This window comes from Shewanella sp. S1-58-MNA-CIBAN-0166 (genome assembly GCF_040310085.1).
Lineage (GTDB): Bacteria > Pseudomonadota > Gammaproteobacteria > Enterobacterales > Shewanellaceae > Shewanella.
Genome location: NZ_JBEOPN010000006.1, coordinates 73,326 through 96,882, shown reverse-complemented (window position 1 = coordinate 96,882; position 23,557 = coordinate 73,326). Strand labels below are relative to the sequence as shown.

General features: G+C 41.7%; 20 protein-coding genes. 8 read left to right on the top strand and 12 right to left on the bottom strand.

Annotation, left to right across the window (positions count from 1 at the left end):
• Positions 1–8: 8 nt before the first annotated feature.
• From AAEY99_RS05815 to AAEY99_RS05800, 4 genes are all read right to left on the bottom strand, one after another.
• Complete coding sequence (locus AAEY99_RS05815; RefSeq protein WP_101085277.1) at positions 9–422, bottom strand: YjfI family protein; 414 nt, start codon at positions 420–422, stop codon at positions 9–11.
• Positions 423–501: 79 nt separating this feature from the next.
• Positions 502–2,262 (bottom strand): polyamine aminopropyltransferase, encoded by a 1,761-nt coding sequence (locus AAEY99_RS05810; RefSeq protein ID WP_351009615.1) that lies wholly within the window; start codon positions 2,260–2,262, stop codon positions 502–504.
• Positions 2,263–2,265: 3 nt separating this feature from the next.
• Positions 2,266–3,165, bottom strand: coding sequence for a DUF350 domain-containing protein (locus AAEY99_RS05805; protein ID WP_101085279.1), 900 nt, complete (start codon positions 3,163–3,165; stop codon positions 2,266–2,268).
• A 13-nt stretch (positions 3,166–3,178) separates the two neighbouring features.
• Positions 3,179–4,141 (bottom strand): hypothetical protein, encoded by a 963-nt coding sequence (locus AAEY99_RS05800; RefSeq protein WP_101085280.1) that lies wholly within the window; start codon positions 4,139–4,141, stop codon positions 3,179–3,181.
• Positions 4,142–4,298: 157 nt separating this feature from the next.
• On the opposite strand from AAEY99_RS05800, the gene glnE reads away from it, so the two are divergent.
• Positions 4,299–7,154, top strand: a complete 2,856-nt coding sequence (glnE, locus tag AAEY99_RS05795; RefSeq protein WP_502959495.1) for a bifunctional [glutamate--ammonia ligase]-adenylyl-L-tyrosine phosphorylase/[glutamate--ammonia-ligase] adenylyltransferase — start codon at positions 4,299–4,301, stop codon at positions 7,152–7,154.
• 86 nt (positions 7,155–7,240) lie between these two features.
• On the top strand, positions 7,241–8,224 hold the full coding sequence (locus AAEY99_RS05790; protein ID WP_351009611.1) for a sensor domain-containing diguanylate cyclase: 984 nt from the start codon (positions 7,241–7,243) through the stop codon (positions 8,222–8,224).
• A 241-nt stretch (positions 8,225–8,465) separates the two neighbouring features.
• Here AAEY99_RS05790 and AAEY99_RS05785 read toward each other — a convergent pair whose 3' ends face one another.
• Positions 8,466–9,419, bottom strand: coding sequence for a sodium-dependent bicarbonate transport family permease (locus tag AAEY99_RS05785; RefSeq protein ID WP_101085283.1), 954 nt, complete (start codon positions 9,417–9,419; stop codon positions 8,466–8,468).
• 227 nt (positions 9,420–9,646) lie between these two features.
• Between AAEY99_RS05785 and AAEY99_RS05780 the strand changes: the two genes are divergently transcribed.
• Complete coding sequence (locus AAEY99_RS05780) at positions 9,647–9,931, top strand: DUF3081 domain-containing protein (protein WP_335690973.1); 285 nt, start codon at positions 9,647–9,649, stop codon at positions 9,929–9,931.
• A 53-nt stretch (positions 9,932–9,984) separates the two neighbouring features.
• Here AAEY99_RS05780 and zapE read toward each other — a convergent pair whose 3' ends face one another.
• Entirely contained in the window at positions 9,985–11,169 is a 1,185-nt protein-coding gene (gene zapE, locus AAEY99_RS05775) for a cell division protein ZapE (protein WP_351009608.1), read from the bottom strand.
• A 176-nt stretch (positions 11,170–11,345) separates the two neighbouring features.
• Here zapE and AAEY99_RS05770 point away from each other — a divergent pair, with 176 nt between their 5' ends.
• Positions 11,346–12,143, top strand: a complete 798-nt coding sequence (locus tag AAEY99_RS05770) for a polymer-forming cytoskeletal protein (protein ID WP_351009607.1) — start codon at positions 11,346–11,348, stop codon at positions 12,141–12,143.
• Between the two features lie 141 nt (positions 12,144–12,284).
• On the opposite strand, the gene AAEY99_RS05765 is transcribed toward AAEY99_RS05770, so the two are convergent.
• The 3 genes from AAEY99_RS05765 to AAEY99_RS05755 form a co-directional block, all read right to left on the bottom strand.
• A complete protein-coding gene (locus tag AAEY99_RS05765) occupies positions 12,285–13,199 on the bottom strand; it encodes a L,D-transpeptidase family protein (RefSeq protein ID WP_162024395.1) in 915 nt (304 codons plus the stop codon).
• A 167-nt stretch (positions 13,200–13,366) separates the two neighbouring features.
• Positions 13,367–14,923 (bottom strand): nitric oxide reductase transcriptional regulator NorR, encoded by a 1,557-nt coding sequence (norR, locus tag AAEY99_RS05760; protein ID WP_351009604.1) that lies wholly within the window; start codon positions 14,921–14,923, stop codon positions 13,367–13,369.
• Between the two features lie 142 nt (positions 14,924–15,065).
• Positions 15,066–17,354, bottom strand: a complete 2,289-nt coding sequence (locus AAEY99_RS05755; RefSeq protein WP_351009602.1) for a nitric-oxide reductase large subunit — start codon at positions 17,352–17,354, stop codon at positions 15,066–15,068.
• A gap of 427 nt (positions 17,355–17,781) precedes the next feature.
• Between AAEY99_RS05755 and slyA the strand changes: the two genes are divergently transcribed.
• The 4 genes from slyA (at position 17,782) to AAEY99_RS05735 (ending at position 21,618) form a co-directional block, all read left to right on the top strand.
• Positions 17,782–18,267 carry a transcriptional regulator SlyA gene (slyA, locus tag AAEY99_RS05750; RefSeq protein WP_101085289.1) on the top strand — a complete coding sequence of 162 codons (486 nt, stop codon included), beginning with the start codon at positions 17,782–17,784 and terminating at the stop codon, positions 18,265–18,267.
• 8 nt (positions 18,268–18,275) lie between these two features.
• Positions 18,276–19,334 (top strand): HlyD family secretion protein, encoded by a 1,059-nt coding sequence (locus AAEY99_RS05745; protein ID WP_162023847.1) that lies wholly within the window; start codon positions 18,276–18,278, stop codon positions 19,332–19,334.
• A 120-nt stretch (positions 19,335–19,454) separates the two neighbouring features.
• A complete protein-coding gene (locus tag AAEY99_RS05740) occupies positions 19,455–20,480 on the top strand; it encodes a DUF2955 domain-containing protein (RefSeq protein WP_182743197.1) in 1,026 nt (341 codons plus the stop codon).
• Positions 20,481–20,730: 250 nt separating this feature from the next.
• Positions 20,731–21,618 carry a tetratricopeptide repeat protein gene (locus AAEY99_RS05735; protein WP_335690966.1) on the top strand — a complete coding sequence of 296 codons (888 nt, stop codon included), beginning with the start codon at positions 20,731–20,733 and terminating at the stop codon, positions 21,616–21,618.
• A 256-nt stretch (positions 21,619–21,874) separates the two neighbouring features.
• Here the strand turns inward: AAEY99_RS05735 and AAEY99_RS05730 are convergent, their stop codons facing one another.
• The 3 genes from AAEY99_RS05730 to AAEY99_RS05720 are packed head-to-tail and all read right to left on the bottom strand — an operon-like array spanning position 21,875 to position 23,377.
• Entirely contained in the window at positions 21,875–22,090 is a 216-nt protein-coding gene (locus AAEY99_RS05730; RefSeq protein WP_351009649.1) for a TIGR02450 family Trp-rich protein, read from the bottom strand.
• Positions 22,091–22,134: 44 nt separating this feature from the next.
• Positions 22,135–22,740, bottom strand: a complete 606-nt coding sequence (locus tag AAEY99_RS05725; RefSeq protein ID WP_059746633.1) for an HAD family hydrolase — start codon at positions 22,738–22,740, stop codon at positions 22,135–22,137.
• A 25-nt stretch (positions 22,741–22,765) separates the two neighbouring features.
• Positions 22,766–23,377, bottom strand: coding sequence for a CIA30 family protein (locus AAEY99_RS05720; protein ID WP_162023843.1), 612 nt, complete (start codon positions 23,375–23,377; stop codon positions 22,766–22,768).
• Positions 23,378–23,557 lie beyond the last annotated feature (180 nt).

Genomic DNA, 23,557 nt, shown 5'->3' with positions numbered 1-23,557 from the left:
TTGGCTCCTTAGATTAAAAATTCGACGAGTTCGTCGATGACTTCCAGACAGTTGTCTGACAGTACTGCTAATTCTTGTTCAATTTCTTCCATGCTTGATTGCACAGATAATGCCCCGTAAACCACATATTTATCATCAATTTTAGCAAACGATGATAATGGCATTGGAATGTTGAGCTCTAACATGGTCTCGAACATTTCAGCGCGGCGAGCTTGGTTTACTTCGTTTTCGCCCCATAAGTAACTGATACACAATATTTGGTTGTCAGTTACTGATACAAACACCGGAATTTCTTCTCGGCCGACAATATTGACTTGTAACACTTCAACATCACCGTCAATCGGATAACAATCAAACTGAAAACCGGTTTTGCTGTGATCGCATAGTCCGTTTAGGTGACCTGCAATGGTATGGATGTTCATATTCGTCCTTAATTGACATATTATGTCTGTGAGTAAAGATAGCATCTAGACATAATATGTCAAGCGCTATCTGGTCCAATTAAAAAAGATTAATTACTTCATTTTCTGACCAAGCCGCTAAGTGGTAGTAATACAGCTGTAATGAACCAATTTCGTTTACTTTGATGTTGTCTATATCGGCATAGAAATTCTTTGGGAATTCAAATGAAGCGTGAATAAGTCCTGGGGTTAGCCATTCTTCTGGTACCGGTATATCTGTTAGTGCAGCAAGACGTTGTTGTGGGTTTTTACCCATTTTACTGCCAATGCTCCAACCCCATTCACCAAAGCTAGGGACATTATGGTGATACTGTTTTACATTAAACCCTGCAGTAGTCAGTGTTTTACCAACCGATATAAACGCTTTTGGCGCATGATAAGGTGAGGTTGATTGCACCGTTATTACGCCATCGGCGCTAAGTAATTCATTAAGCTTACGATAAAATAAGTCTGAATACAGTTTGTTTAAATCAGGATGACTTGGGTCGGGTAAGTCAACAATAATGGCATCAAACATTTTGCCATTTTGAATTAGCTTATCAACCCCGTTAAATGCATCGTCGACCATTAATGTTAAGCGTGGATCGTTTAACGCATCGCCGTTTAACGCCAGTAATGCATCCTGTAAGCGTTGTGGCATATCTGTTGGTGGCGATTTAAACAGTGCCAGTAAGTCTTTATCTAAATCCATTAAGGTAACCGCTTTAGGTTGCCATTTGAGTACTTGCTTTAGTCCTAAGCCATCACCACCACCAATAATGAGCACGTTATCGTGCCGTGCGCTGGCAGCCAATGTTGGATGAACCAAAAAGCTATGATAGATGTGCTCGTCGCTGCTTGAAAATTGTAACCGACCATTGATGTATAAATTATAAACGGGAGGTAAACCACCACCGCGCAAACGCTCAGTAAAATTGAGCTGCTGAAAGCGGGTCGCTTTGGCATAAACCACATGATCTTTATACAAAAGGTTATTAAAATGCTGTTCCCAGCTCGGGCCTTTAACGGCTAATATGCCAATCACCACACTGGCAATAATATGGCCGATAAGCAGCAATTTTACATGATTTATTTTTGACCAAAAACGCCAAATAAACACCAGTCCAGCGAGTAGGTTAACGCTCGCTGTAAGCGCAGCAGCTAATTGAATATCAATGGCCAGCATAAAACCGACCCAGATTGCGGCGCCTATTCCAGCGCCAATGTAATCGGCACCATATATGGTGCCGGCATTATGCAGTAAGTGCGCTTCAGACAATGATTGTCGAACGCGGGCAATAAGTGGAATTTCCATACCAATCATTAACCCGAGTAATACACCCCAAACATAAGGTAAATATGCACTGAGAGTTTGCAAACTGGCAATAAAGCCACCATTGGGTAAATGATCTGGCGGTAGGCCGAGTGTATTGGCGATGGTTAACGGCAGTTGTTGACCGAATCCGATGACCGCTGCGGTAATGATAATGGCAAAAGAGCCACACAGTGCTACGGTTAATTCAAGCATGGCAAAGCCAGTAAAAGCGCATTTTATTTTACGTGCGGCAAAAGCGCCCACACCCATGGACACAATCATTAGACCAATCATGGTGTAAATGGCGGCTTCTAATGCGCCGAGAATGCGACCAGCATAGTGTGATAATAAGTATTCATAAATAAGACCGCATCCCGCCAACGAGGCCATAATGCCGAGTAACAAGGCATCATCAAACCATGATACTTGACGGGATGGAGGGGAACTTTGCTGCGAGTCCCCCTGTGTAGTGTTAGCGGGAAGATCATCGAGCAAAGGTGTTGTCATAGATTAAGCCATTAACGCCGTGAGAATAAGGGCAACGGCAATACTAATCGCCATTTCAACGGCTGCAATACCGATGTTTTGTTGTTTCTCAACTTCTTCAGCAAGATTGATACCGGCTAACACCATTTTTTTCACTATGGTTATTAATAACGATAATACCACCAGCATAATCAATGAGAATGCGCACCAACCAATAATGTTGCTTACATGGGCTGTTGGGTCATAAGCAATAAAATGACTCGCCGCATTAAAGCTTAGTGCCATGGCAATCATGTAGCCGCTGTGACGAAGTGCTAATGCCGTTTGGCCCTGAGTTAACGCTTGTTGCATTGACGCGCCTTGATTACGTTTGGCATAACGCTTTTCACGTAGTCGGGTGAGTATGACTAACATGAGTTGTGAGATTAAAAAGGCACTAAAAATAGCGATAAAGGTATCTAGAGTAATATCTTCAGCCCACATTAATACCGCGCGGATAATAATGGCAGTGGCTATGGCTGCAGCAGCATCAACCACAGCAACAGAAATATTACCTTTAAGAATCTCATCGTTTTTAGCAAATTCATTTAAGGCGATTTTATCATGTAAAAAACGGCCTAATTTAATCAGTATTAAGCCAAACAAGCCGTATGCCGACATGCCAATCGCTTCAGTTAAATAAGACGGAGCCGCTTCGCCTGTGATAGCGCCAGTTAGCACAATACCTAAAGCCGCCACAGCACCAGCGGTACTGATCCCAAAGGCAAAGTTGTCGCGCTCGGCTAACTCTGCACTGCTGTTGACTTTAACGCTCCACCCCTGCAAATAACGCATTAGCGTCAGCAAAATGATAGCGATGGTTAAATCAATGGCTAAAATAATCGCCAAATGTTGAGTTAAGCCATATTCTTGAAAAAATGTCATGGTGAGTCCTTACCTATTTTCCACGGCTAACACCGCGACTAGTGCGGCTGCTTGAGTTACGGAAACTGCTGTCTTTTGAGTAGCTCGAACGAAATTTTCTACTCGCGCTCTGAGTGGTGCTATTAGCTTTGGGTGCACTGGTACTTTGACGTGACAAGCTAGTAGAGCCTGTTCGAGCTTTTGCATAAGGGCTGTCGAATCGTTTCCCTTGGCTGTTAAAACGTTTCTTGGTTTGTTCAAAGGTTTTGGTTTGCGAAGTTGCTTGTTTTGGTGAAGTGTAACGGTAACGTCCCACATCATTATAATAGCTGTAACCACGGTTACCCGACCAACTACCGTAGCCTATTGGGCGGGAGAAGTTAGAAAACATCGCATACATGCCATACCAAGCCCAAATGGAGGTGCCGCTTGAATTATTTTGCCAGCTACCATATGCAGGATTACCCACAAGTTGGCTGCCTGCACCACTGCCTTCGGTGCCATTTGCTAAGGCTTCAGCCTCACGGCTAATAGCATTAACTCGAGCGAGTTGCCCTTTAGACATATCGGCAACAACATTGACTGGATCAGACAGCATATCGTTATACAAACTGGTGTCAGCGGCTTGATAAATATTCTGTGCTTCAGCTAACTGTTGGTCTAAATCAATAAAATTAGCGCTGTCGTTTAAGTCTTTGTAACGACGCGTTAATGACTTAAACATTGGCCCTTCAGTGCTGGCATCTTTAGCCAATTCTTCTAGTAATGGGGTTAAGTCGGATTGACGCTGAGCGAGAACTCGAGTGTATTGTTTGAGTAACGTCGCATTGCGTAACTGATTGTTATCGAGCGAACTGGCCAACAGATCAAGTCGTTGTTGGGTCAGTTGCTGGTACTTAGCAATTTGTTCCGGTCTATCGTCACCGCAACCGCCAAGGGTTAAGGCAACAAACAATACCGTTATCAATGTGAGTACACGTGGGAGGTGACCTACCATGTTTTCTCCAAAATGTAGATTTTTCATGTGCTAATTCAATATGACACAGGTTATAGTAATCTTAGTGTCAATGATATTAATCTGATCATTTGACTGGCTGATAGATATACCATTCACGACATAATATGTCCAACGTTCATTTTCTTTAGGGATCATTATTGCCATGCAAAACCAAAGTAACAAGGTATTATCTGCAGCGATGCTAGACAGCGCAGATCGTTACTGGTTAAGACTCTGCGACGTTTGGCCAGAAGCTAAAACAGCACTGACAGCCATGCAACAGCAAGAGTTAAAGGCCGTATTTGGCTTAAGTGACTATATGGGTGAGCAACTTTGTCGTCATCCAGAATGGATTGTGCAGTTATTTGATGGCTTATTAAGTGATGTTGTGCGCAGTGAGTTTGATGCGCAGTTACATTCGCTATTAGCTGAGTTAACTCAAGAAGAGCAAGTTAAGTCTGCCTTACGTCGTTATCGTAATCTGCAAATGGTGCGCTTAGCGTGGCGTGATTTTTTAAATTACACCCCAGTTGAAGAGTCATTACTCGATTTATCTGCATTAGCAGAGGCATTGGTAATTGCTGGACGTGATTGGTTATATCAAGAGATGTGTCAACAATACGGCACACCAACAAGTGCTGAAGGTAAGCCACAACCCTTATTGATTTTAGGCATGGGTAAACTGGGTGGTCGTGAACTTAACTTTTCATCAGACATCGACTTAATTTTTACCTTTCCAGAACATGGTGAAACCGTTGGCGGTCGACGGACTCAGGCAAATCAGCAATTTTTTATCCGCATGGGACAACGCTTGGTGAATTTACTCGACCAAGTCACCGTGGATGGATTCGTTTTCCGTGTCGACATGCGTCTACGACCTTATGGTGAAAGTGGTCCTTTGGTGGTCAGTTTTAGCGGTTTAGAAGACTATTACCAAGAGCAAGGTCGTGATTGGGAGCGTTATGCAATGGTCAAAGCGCGCGTACTTGGACCTTGGTCTGGCTATTGCGATGAGTTGCATGACCTACTACGACCATTTGTTTATCGCCGCTATATTGATTTTTCTGCGATTGAATCACTGCGTAAAATGAAGCAATTAATCGCCCAAGAAGTTAGGCGTCGTCAGTTAACCGATAATATTAAGCTTGGCGCCGGCGGGATCCGCGAAGTTGAATTCGTGGTGCAAAGTTTTCAGTTGATCCGTGGTGGCCGCGAGCCTGCATTGCGTCAGCAAAGTTTATTTGGCGCCATTGATACCTTGTACAGCTTAGGGCAATTGGAATACTTAGCGGTTGATGAGCTTAAACACAGTTATATTATATTGCGTCGAGTGGAAAACTTGTTGCAAGCCATTGACGATAAGCAAACGCAAACCCTGCCTAATAATGAGCTCGATTGGCAACGTTTATGTTATCCGCTAGACATGGCCGATGAAGCCGAACTTCGTCAAAAAATTAATCAAGCAATGGTTACCATTCATGGCCATTTTAATGCCACTGTGGGTGGTACTGACAGCCATGAACACAATGATCATTGGACTGCTTTATTTTGGAATGTGCAGCAAGATGAACACGCTAACGCCTTGTTGCAAGAGCAACAAATCGATGATGCCGAATTATGGCCACTATTAAATGAGTGGCATCAAACGGTGTCGAAACGTTCTATCGGACCTCGAGGACGTGAAACGCTAGACAAATTAATGCCTAAGTTGCTTGAAGAGTTAGTGACTCAAACTAAACCGAGCCAAGCGTTTAAACCAGTAGCTAAAGTGCTGGATAAAATTTTAACCCGTACTACCTATCTAGAGCTTTTATGTGAAAACCCAGGCGCTAGACAGCAATTAGTGAGTTTGTGTTGTGCAAGCCCTTGGATTGCCCGCGAGCTGGCGAATTTCCCAATGCTGCTCGATGAGTTAATTGATCCGTCGCAGCTGTATGACATTACTTCGATTGATGATTATCCTAGTGAATTACGCCAGTATTTATTACGTGTACCTGAAGATGACATGGAACAGCAAATGGAAGCGTTGCGGCAGTTTAAATTGTCTCAGCAGCTTAAGATTGCGGCCGCAGATGTTACTGGGGTATTACCTGTCATGCAGGTTAGCGATCATTTAACCTTTTTAGCTGAAGCCATTATCGAACAAGTTGTACTACAAGCTTGGCATCAGGTGGCATCTCGCCATGGCATACCTGCAGGAACCAGCCCAAGTAACATGGGTTTTGCCGTCATTGGTTACGGTAAGTTAGGTGGAATTGAGCTGGGTTATGGTTCTGATTTAGATTTGGTGTTTCTACACGGCCACACAGGTGCTGGCACAACTGATGGTAAGCGTCCTATTGATATCGGCCATTTCTACCTCAAGCTTGCCCAACGTATTGTGCATTTATTTGCTACCCGGACAACGTCTGGTGAGTTATATGAAGTGGATATGCGCTTACGTCCGTCAGGTGCTTCTGGTTTGTTGGTGAGTGAGATTGAGCATTTTGGTACCTACTTACAACAAGAAGCGTGGACTTGGGAGCATCAAGCATTAGTGCGATCTCGTTTTGTATTTGGTGATTATTCGCTTGCCGGTCGTTTTAGTGATTTACGTGCGAAAATATTGAAAATAGAGCGTGATAAAGAGGTATTAGCCAAAGCGGTCAAAGACATGCGCATAAAAATGCGTGAGCACTTGTTGCAAGTTGAACCAGAGCAATTTGATCTAAAACAGAGTGCTGGTGGTATTGCAGACATAGAGTTTATCGCTCAGTACTTAGTGTTAGCGAATGCTCATCAATATCAGGAATTAACCATTTGGTCTGATAATGTGCGTATCTTTGAAGTGTTGGCGGAGTTGGAGTTATTACCCATCATGCAAGCCCAACATTTAACCCAAACCTATTGCTGGCTGCGTGACGAGAATCATGAACTGACATTACAACAGTTGCCCGGTAAATTACCCATACAAAGTGTGCAACAAAAAATCGACAGTGTAATTGAAATTTATAATGAAATTCTATCGGTTTAAACATTAATCAAAGTAGATTAGGTTGATATTTAGTCACTTAACTGCTTTGATTATAGAACTATTATTTTGATTGAATAGGTTGTTTAATGCTGCTGGCACCGATACCTGACAATGAATACACTCGACTCGAAACGCTTCGAGGGCTGAACGTGCTCGACACGATCGCTGAAGAACGTTTTGATCGTATCACTCGGTTGGCTAAGCGATTGTTTTCAGTGTCAATTAGTGTGGTGAGTTTAATCGACTCCGATCGCCAATGGTTCAAGTCTGTGCAGGGGTTGGATGTATGCGAAACTCGGCGTGATATTTCATTTTGTGGTCATACTATTAATCAACAACATGTTTTAGTTGTGCCAGACACACTAAAAGATGAACGTTTTGCCGACAATCCGCTTGTATTGGCGGCACCTAAGATTCGATTTTATGCCGGCTATCCGTTGACTATGCCTAATGGTGTGAGGGTAGGTACCTTGTGTATTATCGATGACAAGCCGAGATCTTTCTCTAAAGATGATGAAGATGCCTTGGAAGACCTTGGCAAAATTGTCGCAGAAGAACTGCTGTCGATTCAGCAAAATACCTTAGATGCGCTAACCGGTATTTCTAATCGTCGTGGCTTTGAATTACTCGCTAATAAGACGCTTGCTTATGGTGATAGGCTTGATTTTGCAACGTGCTTAATTTTCTTTGATTTAGATTACTTTAAAGTAATTAACGACAATTTTGGCCATGAAGAAGGTGATACTGCCTTGAGGACTTTTGCTGGCTTATTGATCGACAGCTTCCGCGAATCGGATATTATTGCCCGCTTTGCTGGTGATGAATTTGTGGTAATGCTGAGCCAAAGCGATGAAATTAGTGTTAATAATGTATTACAACGTTTTCAACAGTGCGTTAATCAACATAATCTGCACAGTGGTAAACCATACCAATTAAAGTACAGTAAGGGCGTGGCGCATCGACAAGCTAGGCAGTCATTATCGTTAAATGATTATTTGGTTAAGGTCGATAAAGCCATGTTTGTCGATAAAGCATTACATCACCAGAGAACACCAACGGATATTAAATAGCGCTTATTAAGTTGATGATATTGGTGTTTTTATCTGCGAATGTAACTGACTTGATAAACTACAAACGTTAAACTCGTTGAGCCGCTGCAAATAATACACTTGGCGCAACTATTATTCATTTGTATATTTGTAGCGAAATCAATCAACGTTATTAACGATTGTTAACAACAATCGTTAATAACGTTCGTTAACAACAACTGTTAACATCGATTTATCGGCACGGTTATGAGTGTATCAATGCTCAGCTTAGTATCTGTTCTATCCACATTTTATAGATAGGTAAACCAATTAATACGTTTATTGGGAACGTTATTCCGAGTGATGCCAACATCGCTAAACCAATATTAGCGTCTGGTATTGCTGCCTTAATTGCGGCCGGCGCAGCAATATAAGACGCACTTGCACTTAAGCCTGCAAGTACTAATATGCTGCCAGAAGGTAAATCAAGTAACACGCCTAAGCCGATACCCGCCCAAGCTAAAATAAATGGAATTACCGCAGCAAATACCAATAAACGCCATTGTTTGTAAGGAATAGGGAAGCATACTTTGGCGGTACTAATCCCCATTTCTAATAAGAACAGTGCTAATAACGTTTTAAAACCACCCAATAACATTGGTGTAAGTGGTGCCATGCCACTAGTGCCATATATCCAGCCTATGATCACCCCTCCACAGAGTAATACGACTCCGCGGCTTGTCAGCGCTTCATGTAATACGCTGCCTGCCGAAGAGTGTTGGCTATCGCCTGCTACTTTTGCTTGTAAGTAGCGGTGTAGCCAAAGCATGATAATAATTGCAGGCAATTCGAGTAGCACTAGATACAACGTTGTTTCAGGTCGTAAAGGCCACTGAGATTGATCGACCATGGTCATCACCACGGCAAATGTTCCCGCACTCACAGAGCCGTAATGAGCAGCAATACTTATGGCTTCTTTTTGCGGTAATTGAATTAATTTTCGCAGTAGAGGATAAAGGCTAAGTGGGATTATGAATCCAAGTGCAATAACAGACAGTAATTCGGTGATCGCTAAATTGGCAGTTTCTCCATGCAGTGCCATGCCACCTTTTAGTCCTAGCGTAAGCATAAGTAAGATAGATAGGGTTTCGTAGGTTGCTTTAGGGACTTTTAAATCAGACTTTATCAACCCGGCAAGCAAACCGAGGGCAAAAAAGGCAATCACAATATCAGGCATGGTATAGGTTCTGTCTGTTATAAAGTATCGCGATTCTGCCTTGTTGTGTTAACAAAGGGAAATCTTTTCAGCGAAAAAATACTGCTATAGTAAACTTATCCATTTAAGGCTGATCAGTCGTGTTGTACTTTGCTGGTTTATCATGTTTTTCTTCGCTGATCTATTAAGTGCAAATGGCGTATAGTATGCTTGAATGATAATGCAAAACATTAATAGCAGAGCATGATATGAAAAATGAAATTGATATTCACCGCGCGTTGAAAGTGTTTAACAAAGTCACGCAATATGGTGAGAAGCGGGCGCTTGAAGACGGTCATAATGGTCATGATTATTGGTTGTGTGGAATCAGTGCGCAAACGGATCATGATGGTTATACCATTACTTTAGCCGATGCTCAGGTTAGCTTGACAGTATTTTTTCACAATAAATATCAGTTCGATTACCCGACCAATGATGCTCTTGACAACTTTTTACTTCGTTTTAGTGATGTTGAAAACTATCAAGCTTCATAATCTACGGCATAGACTCGCCTGTTAAGCGGTTCATTTCAGTGCTGCAGGCTTACTTACACCCATTGTTGCATTTCAATCAGGCGGCTATAAGTGCGTCTAAATTCAAATTGTAATGCCCCGTCGATATATAAATCTTCTAAGTTGCAGTCGCTATTGAGGATTAACATCACTTTTTGATCATACAATTCGTCCACTAAACTAATAAAGCGTCGAGTCGGATCGTCTTCACTGGCATACGCCAGTTGTCGTTCGCCTGTGGTGGTAGCTAATGCGCCATCTTCGGTGCCGCGAGCTTTAATCCAACTACGTACTTCACCGCCTAATGTAGGCACATTACTGAGCAATATATGGCTAAATCGGCCAGCTAATTCAATGTAATCCAATGCCGAACGTGGGCCTTGGCACAAAGCTGAAAATTCAAACCAAGCAAGTTGTCCATATTGAGCCTCAATGGCAATAGTGCGCTGACAAATATCGATTGAGTCAGGTGTATTTATTATGCTGACATTAGCTTGTGGGTATTGTTGACACAAAAGTGTAAACACCGCTTGAGGCGTTATTGCCGACGGCAATGTTAACCAGCGGGCTGATTTTGTAGGCGTTACGGCGCTAGAATGTAAGCGATGATCGATTTGACCGTCTAAGTGGATCGATTGGGTATATTGTAGGAGCAGATCGATTGTGGGTAAAAAACGATCGCGTTGTAAACCATTTTTATACAAGTCGATTATTGGTACATTTGAGGTTGCAACTAAGATGACGCCTGACTGAAATAATGTTTCAAATAATCGACCGAGTAAAATGGCATCACCGATATCAGCGACAAAAAACTCATCAAAACAAATAACAGAATATTTCGCCGCAATCTGCTTGCCTATGTGTGTTAATGGATCACGTATCCCCGAAGTTTGATTTAATTGCTGGTGGACCATGGCCATAAAACGGTGAAAGTGCAGGCGTAATAAGGTTTTATCCGTTTTATGTTGTGAGCTATACATGCTCTGATCGCACTGAATCTGGTCGCACTGAATTTGATCACACAAGCTTTGATAGAACATGTCCATCAAAAAGGTTTTTCCTCGGCCCACATCGCCCCATAAATATAAGCCTCGGCTGTTTGGATTAACACAGAGGCATTGTTGATAAAGCAAATCAAGCGCGAGTATTGCTTGCTGCTGTGCAGGATCATCAACAATATTTTGCTGAAGACGTTGTTGGTAAGCTTGTAATGGCGACATAGCACTTAGGGTAAATTGTTGATCTGGGTATTATACCATTAACGACTTACTTTATTATGAAGTGTATTTCCTTTAAGCTCTTGTGATAAAAATAACAATCTATCAACAAAGACGATTAACCCAGAGTAATAACTAAGAATAATAACCAAGAGTAATAATCCTAACAAGGACCCAAAATGAATAATAAAAATAAGGGCATGACCTATATTGGTGTCGATATGGCGTTGGAAGGTGATATGCATATTCAAGGTCCAGCAATAATCGCGGGCCAAACTAAGGGTAAAATCAGTTCAACCGATCAAATAAAAATAGAACCTAGTGGTGTGGTTGAAGGTGAGGTTTTTTGTCAAGAGCTGCGAGTGTCTGGCTTATTCAAAGGCACGTTACATTGTAATAAACTCATAATTGTCAGTTCGGGTATTGTCGAGGGTGAAGTATCCAGCCATCAAATGGAAATTTATGATGGCGGTCAATTTATCGGCATGCGCACTAAAGGGCCTGAATCGTCTGGGTTACCCCAGGTTGATAGCGAACGTTTTTCCGAACTCAATCAAACTCCTTCAATGCCGGATAAGAAAACGCCAATTTCTATGGGTAAGCTTAGTTTGGTTGCTGTCGCCGCAATCGTGATTATTACCGCTATGGTTATGCAACCGACAATTAACTCCATGCTAAATCGCGGTCAAGCACCGTCAGCTGATAGTAATCAAGCAAATGCTCAGCAATACCCACAATCAGCATTAAATATAACAGAAGAAAATGCTGCCGCGCTTCTACAAGAAATGGATCAACAGACTTCATTTGCCGAGCAAACCGAAGAGTTAATTAATGCCGGTCAAAGTGACATTAATGTGGCGATGGAAGATTTACATGCATTAGCACAAACCAGTGAAGCGCTGGGTGATAGTCAGAATGTGAGTGACAGTGATAATGTTGATCAGAATGGGTCGACGATAAGTACACCTGATAAGTAACTTCATTTCTTATCCTGAGTTGGGAGTAACTATCAAGCTGATATAAAAAATGGCTTTGTTAATCACAGTGTTTACTGAATTAACAAAGCCATTTTGTTATGTTTGCAGAAATCCAAACATTTTATGCTTATCGGTTAATGCCTAAGGATTAATCCGAGTTGGCATTCCAGTACGTTGCTCAAGTAATCGTTTTAATGTAAATGAGTCAGTGTCTGGGTGAGCAACAAAGCGAGTCATGGCTTTATCGAATGATAGTGCTACTGGTTCTAACGAATCAAATTCAGCTTGAGTTCGTGACAGTGGCTCATGAACTTCTAAATAGCGGTTACCATCAGGTTCTTCAGTGGCTTTAATCGGTTGGTTAATAAACTCAACACGTGTGCCAACTGGTACGCTATTATATAAATGTTCAATGTCTTCATCGCGTAAACGAACACAGCCAGAACTTACCCGTAAACCAATACCAAACGTGGCGTTAGTACCGTGAACCGCATACAAGTTACCGACATAAAGGGCGAATAAACCCATTGGGTTGTCAGCGCCTGCTGGCCATACAGCCGGTAATGTTATCCCTTTAGCCGCGTATGATTTACGAATATTAACCGTAGGTGTCCAAGTTGGATTAGCGCGTTTACGTTGTACTGTTGTTACCCAATTTTCAGGGGTATCTTTACCAATTTGACCAATACCAATAGGCAATACTTCGACGGTATTTTTACCCTTCGGATAATAATACAAACGCATCTCGGCAGAGTTAATGACCACACCTTCTCTTTTAGCGTTAGGTAGAATTAGCTGATGCGGGATCAGTAATGTGCTACCCGGTTTAGGTAAGAATGGGTCAACACCTGGATTAGCTTCTAATAAATTAGTCAACCCTAGCTGAAATTGTGAAGCAATTTGCTCTAAGGTTAGTTTCCCCTCAGGAACAACATAATATTGATTTTCACCTACTAAATTACTGCCTTCAGCCGGTAGACGATATTCAACAGCAGCACTCGAAAAACTTAATACAATGGCAGTCGCTGCAATTAAAGTAGAACGTAACGAATTTATCATAAGGGTTATATCATTCCAAAACAGACGTTATATTAGTCAGACTACAATATTTTGCCAAGTTTGACTATTTAGTACAAATAATTAGTACAGGTCATTTGTACAGATGGTTAGGGCGCATCGTTACTTATTACGGCTAATATTTCAACTGAAATTTTTTACTTTTTTTATTTTAATCCTAAGCGTTTAGCCAGCCTGTGTAAGTTACCTGAATCTATCTGCAATTGGCGTGCGGTTGCAGCCCAATTACTCCCTTGCTGAGTATATATTTGCTGGATAAATTGATTTTGAAACTGATCTGTTGCATCTCGTAAGCTTGTTTGTGGTAAAGATGTTGCCGACTGTTTAAGCGTCAGGTTTTTGTTTGAATGGATAGCATCAGGCGATGACTGTGTAAATTCAAAATGGCTGTTGTTAATGATGCATAAACCATCTTTTTGGCTTTGTGATTTAGCTAAAACAGCGGCTCGATGAATGGAATGCTCAAGTTCACGTATGTTGCCAGGCCAGTCATATTGCTCCAGTAATTGCAATGATGAAGGCTCTAATCTTAAATGGGCCAAGTGTAATTGCTGTCTATAGCGCTCGATAAAGTAGCCCGCTAATAAATGGATATCTTGTTGACGTTCTCTTAGTGGTGGAACCATAACCGGGAACACGCTTAAACGATGGTATAAATCTGCTCTAAATCGTCCGGCCAATACTTCGCTTTTTAGGTCTTTATTGGTTGCGGCAATAATACGAACATCGACTTTTAAGCTACGATCATCACCGACCTTTTGCACGTCGCCAAATTGCAGTACTCGCAGTAGTTTTGCTTGTAAGTTAAGAGGTAGTTCACCAATTTCATCTAAAAATAATGTGCCTTTATCGGCTACTTGAAATTTGCCGCTACGATGGCTAATAGCGCCAGTAAACGCGCCTTTTACATGACCAAAGAGTTCGCTTTCGGCAACGGATTCAGCAAGTGCAGCACAGTTTAAATACTCCAGTGGTTTATTGGCTCGTGCAGATTGTTGATGGATCTGCTTGGCTATCAATTCTTTACCGGTACCCGTTTCTCCTAAAATCAACACGTTGAGTTCAGTTTCTGCCACCACATTCACTTCATTAAGCAGCGATAATAGATTATCGGCCTGACCAATTATTTCGGTTTCTGTTTCTGTGTCTAATAGCCTAGAGGGTTGGGTATGGGGGATGGTAAACGTTGACGCTTGTTTTTCAAGTTTATCAATCAGCAATGCGTTGTTTAATGAAGCCGCTGCAATTGCGCTAAAGCTGCGCAGTTCATTATTACTGAATTGATCAAACTTATTGGGATCTAATGCATCAATAGTTAATGCGCCAATGAGTTGCTCGTTAGCGAATAATGGTAAACCGATGCAGGCATGCACTTTTAAGTCACCATCTACATTGGGGATTAAGCCATCGTAAGGGTCGGGTAATTCGCTATTGGAAGGGAAACGGACAATATCACCCGCTCGGGCAATGGTTTCAAGTCGCGGATGCTCACTTAAAATAAAGCGCCGTCCTAATACATCCGCACTCAGTCCATCAATCGCTAATGGCTTGAATTGATGCCCGTGGAACGATAACAGTGCAGCAGCATCACAATCGAGGGTTTCTCTTACTGTGGTTAATAAACGAGAGAATCGATCACGTTTAGATAAATTGGACGTGATATCAAGTGCGATACGGGTTAAGTCAGCTTGTCTCAATGCCATGCTAAACTCCAGAAAGGAACATAATAAGTGTCATTATGACAAGTGTGAATATAACAACAAGGGTAAAGCCCAAATTGTTGAAACTAAAGGGGCCACAAAGGCCCCTGATGATGGTTATCAAAGCGTGTTTATTAATGCATACTTAGTTAATCGTTAATGGACTAGCTTGTTTCGCTTTAACGCCTTTGCTAGCAATGGCTTTCTTGATGATGTCAAATAAGAACGCCGCCATCAATAATCCACCAATACTGAAGATAATGTCACCAAACATTCGTGTCCATACAAGGCTTTCCACTAAATCGCTGTGGATCACAGCGGGTGAACGAGCATACCAATAGCCGTGGTCAATGACCGCAAAGAACTGCACAATTCCGACAGGCAATAATGACATAAACAGCATTGCTGCTAAGCCGATATTTAATGTCCAGAATGCCCCTTTAAGGTATTTTTGGTTCCATTGCATATCGCCTGTTAATCCGCGTAAACAGAATAGCATTAGCCCTATACCTAACATACCGTACACGCCCATAAATGCACCATGAGAATGTGTCGCAGTAGTATTTAAACCTTGGATAAAATAAAGCGATATTGGTGGATTAATTAAGAAACCTAATACACCGGCACCAATTAAGTTCCAAAATGAGGTGGCGACAAAGAACATAATGACCCAGTGATAACGTTCCATCCAAGGGCTCGCTTTACGTAAACGATAGGTTCCCACAGCTTCAAAACCAATTAATGCTAACGGCACCACTTCAAGTGCCGAGAATATGGCTCCCCAAGCAATGACTGAGGTTTGGGTACCGGTAAAGTATAAATGATGTAAGGTGCCGATTAAGCCGCCAGTTAAAAACACCACTGTTGTGAATAATACCGCACCGTTGGCACTGCGTGCACGGATAAGGCCTAAGCGAACTAACATTAATGCGATAACGGCTGTTGCAAATGTTTCAAAGAAGCCTTCTACCCATAAGTGGACCACCCACCAACGCCAGTATTCAGCGATGGCAAGGTTTGAGTGTTTGCCCATAAACAGGCCGGCACCATAAAACAAACCGATGGCGACACAAGAGGCGTATAGAATCCAAATTGCCGGCAGTATGTCGCTGTCAACTTTTAATGCAGGGCGCATAGCTGCAGTGATTAACACGGTCCAAATTAATAAGCCCACAAACAATAATATTTGCCATACGCGTCCTAAATCAATGTACTCATATCCTTGATGTCCGAATAAATAGTTCATGTCTAGGTCAAAGTATTGTTGTACGCCAATCCATTCACCAGCCATAGAGCCCAATACGATAACGACCAACGCGACCCAAAGAACGTTTACCCCTAAGCGTTGATACTTCGGCTCGTATCCTGATAGTGCAGGGGCAATATATAGCCCTGTGCCTAACCATGCTGTGGCAATCCAAAATACTGCGAGTTGAGTATGCCAAGTACGGGTAACAGAATAAGGCAGAATTTCAGATATTGGGAAACCATAAAACTCTTGGCCTTCAACTGCGTAATGCGCAGTAATTCCGCCAACTAATATTTGCAGTAAAAACAGTCCAATTGCAGTAACAAAATACTTTCCGACAGCTTTTTGAGATGGCGTAGGTTTAGTAAAAAATAATGGATCACCTTTGGCTGGTTCTGGCAATGGTTCCTCTTTGCAGGTGGCGTGATGCCAAGCCAGCATGCCAATACCAAGAAGCAATGTCACTAAGCTTAGTACTGACCAAACAATGTTGTCTGAAGTGGGGACGTTGCCAATTTGTGGATCGTATGGCCAGTTATTGGTGTAAGTATAATCATAACCAGGGCGCTCAGTTACCGCAGCCCACGCTCCCCAAAAGAGGAAGGCATTTAACAATTCACGATGTTCAGCATCAGTGATAGTGCCTTCTTTCATGGCATATTGTTCACGTAATGAACTTAATGCAGGATCATCACCAAATAACGATAAATAGTGCTTAGTCACTTCATTAATTGCCGCAATTCGCGTATTTGACAGCGCGACGTGAGTTTCATCCCCAGTACCTTTGATCACTGTGTTATGGCGAATATCATCTCTTAAGCCTTTTTCTAAACCGGCTTGCTGTTCTGAATCGAGTTCAGTGAAATCGCGGTTATAGCGCTCGTTTGCGGTGATAGACAACCAAGCTTGGGCTTCACGATGTAACCAATCTGCAGTCCAATCTGGTGCCACATAAGAACCATGGCCCCAAATTGATCCTAACTGATGCCCGCCCATTGAACGCCATACAAGTTGACCTTGCTCAATATCATTTTTGGTAAATATGGGTTGGCCACTGGTGTCAGTGAAAGCCGTTGGAATCGGCGGTTTTTCTCGATATATGCCGCTGCCTAAACTGAGTAATACCGTGAAGGAAGCCACTAGCACGATTAGCAGTGCAATGCCGGTGAGTTTATTTTTGCTCATAAGTCCTCTTAGCGCAAAGTCATTTTGATACAGATGACCAGAGCATTACACAAGTCGTGCCAACTTTTTATTGTTATTAAGCTACTGTTATTAATGTTTTTTATTTTTACCTGTCGTTAGGTTTCTGTTAAAATGACATCTTTTTATTGGTGTCAAAAAGACTGTTAATGTCAAAGTGACACTTTGTTTTGGTGATACTGATCATCTTTGTCTAAATAACACTCATGTTCTCTTCTCCACGTAATGTCATGTGACTAAAGGCCTAATCTTTATTGTTCGTGTAATCAACGTCGGTCATTTTTAGTCACAGTTATCAATAAATTAGTTTCAACGCTATAGAAGTTTTATGGATTAATTAATATCAGCCATTTACTTAGCATGCTAAGTTGTTATAATGCTTAGCACGCTAACTAAATGGCAATTTATTATGTATAAAGAATTAGAGCGATTAAAAGAACTTTCACTTGCTGAGCACTTAGGGCGATTACATCGTTTATGGCGCACCGCTGCAGACGCGGAGCTCGTACCATTAGGGTTAACTCACCCTCGCTGGACTGCGCTGTGGAAGTTACTGCGCTTGGGCGATAACGTGAGCCAAAAGGTGCTTGCCGATGCTTTAGAGATAGAATTGCCCTCTTTAATGCGCACTTTGAGCCAGTTAGAACAGCAAGGATATATACAGCGCCGCTGCTGCGAGAACGATAAGCGAGCACGAATAGTCAGCTTAACTCCTGAAGGCATCGACATGCTTAAGCAGATGGAAAGCCGCATTATGTTGGTTCGTCGAGATTTACTTGCAGGTATTAGCAGTCAAGAATTAAGTGAATTTGAACGTGTCATTAGTCTTATTAGTGATAATGCTCTTGCTGCGCTGCATAAGAACACTGAACAAGACAACAAAATTCCTGAATGAGAAATAACATGACCCCAGATCAACAATTTGCTCGACTCGTTAAAATCGCTATTTTTATGTTTGTAATGGTGTTTGGTTACTTTATGTTTGCCGATGCAGTAATGCCTATGACGCCGCAAGCCATGGCCACACGAATGGTCACTAAAGTGACGCCACAAGTCAGTGGTAAAATTGCATCTATTGCCGTCGAAAATAACCAACTTGTGGCTAAAGGTGATGTGTTATTTAGCATCGACTCAGCCCCTTACGAGTTAGCGGCTGAGCAAGCTACATTGGCGTTAGAGCAAGCAAAACAAGATAACGCTGAACTTGATGCATCGATACTAGCAGCCAAAGCAGATGTTCAGGCAAATCAAAGTAGTGCACAGCAGAGAAATAGTGAAGCAAAACGCCTTGATGCTCTGTATGCCTCCCGAGGTGTATCGCAGCAGTTAACTGATCAAGCTCAAAGTGAGGCCGTCACGGCGCAGGCCAATTTACTTGCCGCTAAAGCTCGCTTAACTAAGCTAGTGGTAAGTCGTGGACGCAATGGCGAAGATAATTTAAAAGTCCGTCAAGCTCAAAATCGTTTAGCTCAAGCAGAATTAAACCTGTCATACACTCAAATTCGCGCAGACCAAAATGGCGTGGTGACTAACTTACAGTTAGAAGTCGGCAGCTTTGCCACTGTTGGACAGCCGCTATTAGCTGTAGTGTCAGAAAACGTCGATATTATTGCTGATTTTAGAGAAAAAAGTTTACGCGGTATTGAGCCACAATCAACTGCGCTTGTTGCATTTGATGGTCAACCTGGACGTTTATATCATGCCAAAGTGAGTACCGTAGATGCCGGTGTGAGTGCCGGGCAATTTGATGCCAATGGCCGTTTAGCTGATCCGCAAGAATCGGTACGTTGGGTACGTGATGCTCAACGCTTACGTTTACACCTTGAACTTGACCACCAAGGCGTTAATGCATTACCCGCTGGAGCACGTGCAACGGTGCAATTAGTACCTAATAGCGGTTTACTTGGCTTTCTAGCCAAGGTTCAAATTAAGGTTATCAGCACGCTGCATTATATCTATTAACGCCGCAGTTAAGCCCAATATTGATTGTTAATACTCATTACACCCATTCACACTCAAGGCAATGCTGCAGGTTAATTTATTTGCGTGCAGTATCTTGTATCAATGTCGTAGGTTGATCATATGTTATTACGCCATAGTCCTTTGACTACAAACGATTTACGCCAATGTTTACGCATAGCAACAGGCGCCACGCTAGGATTTGCGATATGCAAGTTTTTCGACCTCAGTTATGGTGTATTTTTTACCGTCACTCCAATGTTGTTACTGGGTTTAGTCCCTGTGATGAATGCCCATGCGATGAGGCAATTATTGGCATCATCTGTAATGTCTGGGATTGAAGTGGGTATTTTAGGTGGCTTATTTGGCTCTCACGCTGGGGTGATATTACCCATCGTGTTTGTGCTATTTTTGTATCGTTTTGCGGCAATGTCACGCGGTAGTTTGTTTTTATTTGGCGCTAACGGGGTTATCAGCTTAAGCATTATGCTGCACTTTGCCAGTTATCCGAGTGTCGATATTAATAATCTCATTTTCAGTAATTTTTGGGCGACAGCGGCCTCTGTTGTAATCGCTTATGCTATGACGGCTTTATGGCCCGACGTTGAACCAAGAGCGCCAGTTGCTGCCGTGGTTAAAGTGCCTAACCGCATGCGACACGAAGCGTTACTCGGTGCATCTATTGCAACTGCATCATTTGTGGTTTTTCAGGTATTTAACTTACGTGATTCTATGTCTGCTCAAGCCACCACCTTGTTATTGTTATTCCCAATGCATTGGAATGGTGCGCTCGGTTATGCCCGCAAACGAGCTATCGGTACCTTGTTTGGCGTGACTTTCGGCTTGGTGGGACAAGGGTTACTCTATGATTGGTCTGGATTATTGATTTTTGTGATACCACTATTGTGGATAGGTTTAATGTTGTTTAGCCAAGTACACGTGAGAGAAGCGAGTGGCTCTGGAGTGGGATTCGGTGCTATGACCACCTTAGGGATATTATTCGGTCAATACTTAACCCCAGATAATGACTTAGTTTTTAGTGCTTTGTACCGAATAAGCAGCATATTAGTCGCTATCGTGGCAACATTATTACTGTGTTATGTGGTGCATCGGGTATTGAATCGATTTGAAGCTACTCGATTTGGTTGAACATTGGTGTGTGCGGTAAATAAATCTCATTGGAGCATATGAGTTTACTAATATTCGTCAGTTGTGGATTGATTTCAATCGCAATAGGGAAGTGGCTATTGTTAGAGTATTAGATTACTTTTGAAGAATAATTAGGTAATCGATTGATAATATTAGATATAACGTACGGTTAATTTTTATAGACATAGTTACTATATACATTTGTTATATAAATGCTAATAGTAATGAATTGTATATAAAAGGACTTAACATGATGAAAAAAAATACTATTATTTTGAGCTTAATATTAAGCTTTCTCGCTTTCGCTCCATTTAAAAGCCAAGCAAACCAATTGCCTGAGTGCAACACGTCTGAATGTATTGAATACTTTAAAGCCTATCGCATTTTAACGAAACGAGGCCACTCCTCAGCAATGGCCATGTTAGCTGAATTCTATTACACCGGTTATGGCACCAATAAAGATTTAGACATGGCGTTAAAATGGTACCGACGTGCAGGTAAATATGGTGTACTGGATGCAAAATATAAAGCGGGTGTCTTGTATTTACAAGATACTCCTCTGAAAGATGTCGACGAAGGTGTTGAGTTTTTACAGTTCGCATCAAAGATGGGCCACTCTCAGTCATCGTATTTATTGGGTAAAATGTATTTAGGTGGTGGCATGGTAGAACAAGATTTGGCACTTGCAGATCAATACCTTGCTATAGCTTATGAAGAAAATAATTTTGCAGCCAGAAATTATGGGCAAATACTTTACTTACATGAATCAACTAAAGATTTACCGCTGAGCAAACTTTACGCTTTAATTTCAAAAGATGTTGTCACGTTAATCCCTGAGAAAACTGTTTCAAACCAGCAAACTGCAGCGATCAATTTTCCTCAAGGTGAAATGGAAACCATTGACGTACAAATGGATACATTTGAAGACATGTTTGGCTCGCATATTACCCAATTGAACCACATGATCCCTGACACTTCAAAAGGCACTGGATCCAATATAGCGGGACAAACATGTGCAAAAATGTGGGGGTGTAGTAGTGAAGGTGATGGCCAACGAATCCAGGACGTCATGTTATCTGATTGGGGTTTAGAAACCCTTCAATTTAGGCTCGAAGGTTCAATATTTATCATAAAATAATAGCCGAGTTAAATAGAATAATGGGTTTCAATGACAAACTGGTTATTTTTGTTGCAAGGCTAATAACGAAGTTATAGTCAGTTGTTGTAGTCAATGCAATAGTAAACAGATAATAAGCGGTTTGATAACCGTTTATTATCTTGAAACTCGTTAGCTAAGGTTATGCTAATGCTAGTATAAAAAAGTGACTCATTGTATTTAAACAAGAGTCACTTTTTCATTATCAAACGGCATATTAAATGTGTTTTGCAGTAGATTATTGCCAACCAATTTTCCACTGTTGCGGATCCTTAAGATCGCGCCAATTAATAGAGCATTCTTCTGCATTCATTTCTGCACGGATAAGACATTCAACCACGTTTTGTTGCTCGTCATACTCAACTTTAGTCACTGTAAAATGCTTCAACTTTTGAACCACGTTAACTTTGGTCCATTTACTATTCAGTAATTTTTTTGGGTGAATTTGATTCATATTCATGTGGTAGTTCTTATTTATTATTAACGTTAGTACTGGCGTTAATCGCTCGGTGAGTTATTGATTAATAATTGCTGGAGTTGACTCAACTCTTCGATAACAATATCGGCTAAATGTTGATAATCGCGTTCGATGCCATGATTAATTAAACAGGCTATCATTCCCGCATTATTAGCTGCTTGAATATCGTATAAGTAATCACCAACATAGATAATATGCTGTGGATGTATTTGCCATTGTGTTGCAATGGCCAGTAACGCATCGGGTGCCGGCTTTGCAGGGAAGTGCTCTCGGGTTAACACATGGTCTATGGCGATATTATTTTGTGTTACCTTCATGGCACTGGCTGCAAGGCTATTACGAGTCACTATGGCTGTGGGTAATTTGGCCGCTTCAATAGCGTTAATCAGTTCGGTCATGCCTTTGATTGGTTTGGCACTCATAGCATCTTGATATTCATGCTCAAGAATAATTTTGTTTGCGTTGGCTTGAGTGGCTTTGCAACTTAACTCGTCGACGTATTTAAGAAGGTCTACGCCATTAGGGCAACCAATTTGTTGGCGAATTAAGTCAAAATCTAAACTGGACTCAACTAAGGTGCCGTCTAAATCAAAAATAATGCCTTTTATGTGTATTGGTAAATTCAATGAATACCCTTATGTATTAACATATTTATCGGTCAAACTGTATTGAGTGTAACTCAATTATAAATGGACCTTGTTGTTTTTGTGCCACGAGAAAACCAACACGATCAATATCTTCAAAGTTTAATGTAGGGGCATTCGTGACCGCTCGCCCTCTAAAGCTGACAGTAAAATCTGCTGGTGTAAAAGTATGTTGAGTGAGTGTATCAGCTTGAGTATTAACGTTAGCCACATAGGCTTCACCATAAGATAAATTCGGTGTTTTTAGACGGATTTGATATATTTTTCCGTCACCTTTGGCCGTGATAGTGAGTAATGATGCATCGGCAATTTGATGGATAAAGCTGGATTCTGTCGATGCAAATCCGCCATTATTTGCCAAGGAAACCTGTCCAGAGAATAATAACGCTTGTTGCTCATTAAGCTTAATTTGGCTTTGCGAAATACCGCCCATCACAGTGTCATTATTGATGTTCCACGCTGTGAAGTGGCTTGGGTCAGTAAAGTGAAATAGCATGTTGTCCTCACTGGCACTCCAGACGGGTTGGCCAATTAATAATAAAACCCCAACGGCAGTAGCAATGCCTATTTGTATTGTTTGGCAGACATGCCGATTATTTGCATTGAGTGATCCCATCATATACTCCTATTCATTTTAGTTCGATAAGCACATGTGCTATAGAAACAATGCCGTAAAAAAATGGCTTATCAGGGTGAGGGATAAGCCATAAAGGGTCTTACGGAGGATGATTGTCTTAGAACATCGGGTGTTACTTTATCGGATCAGCTGTATCGGGGGATAGTCAATCAGATATCACTT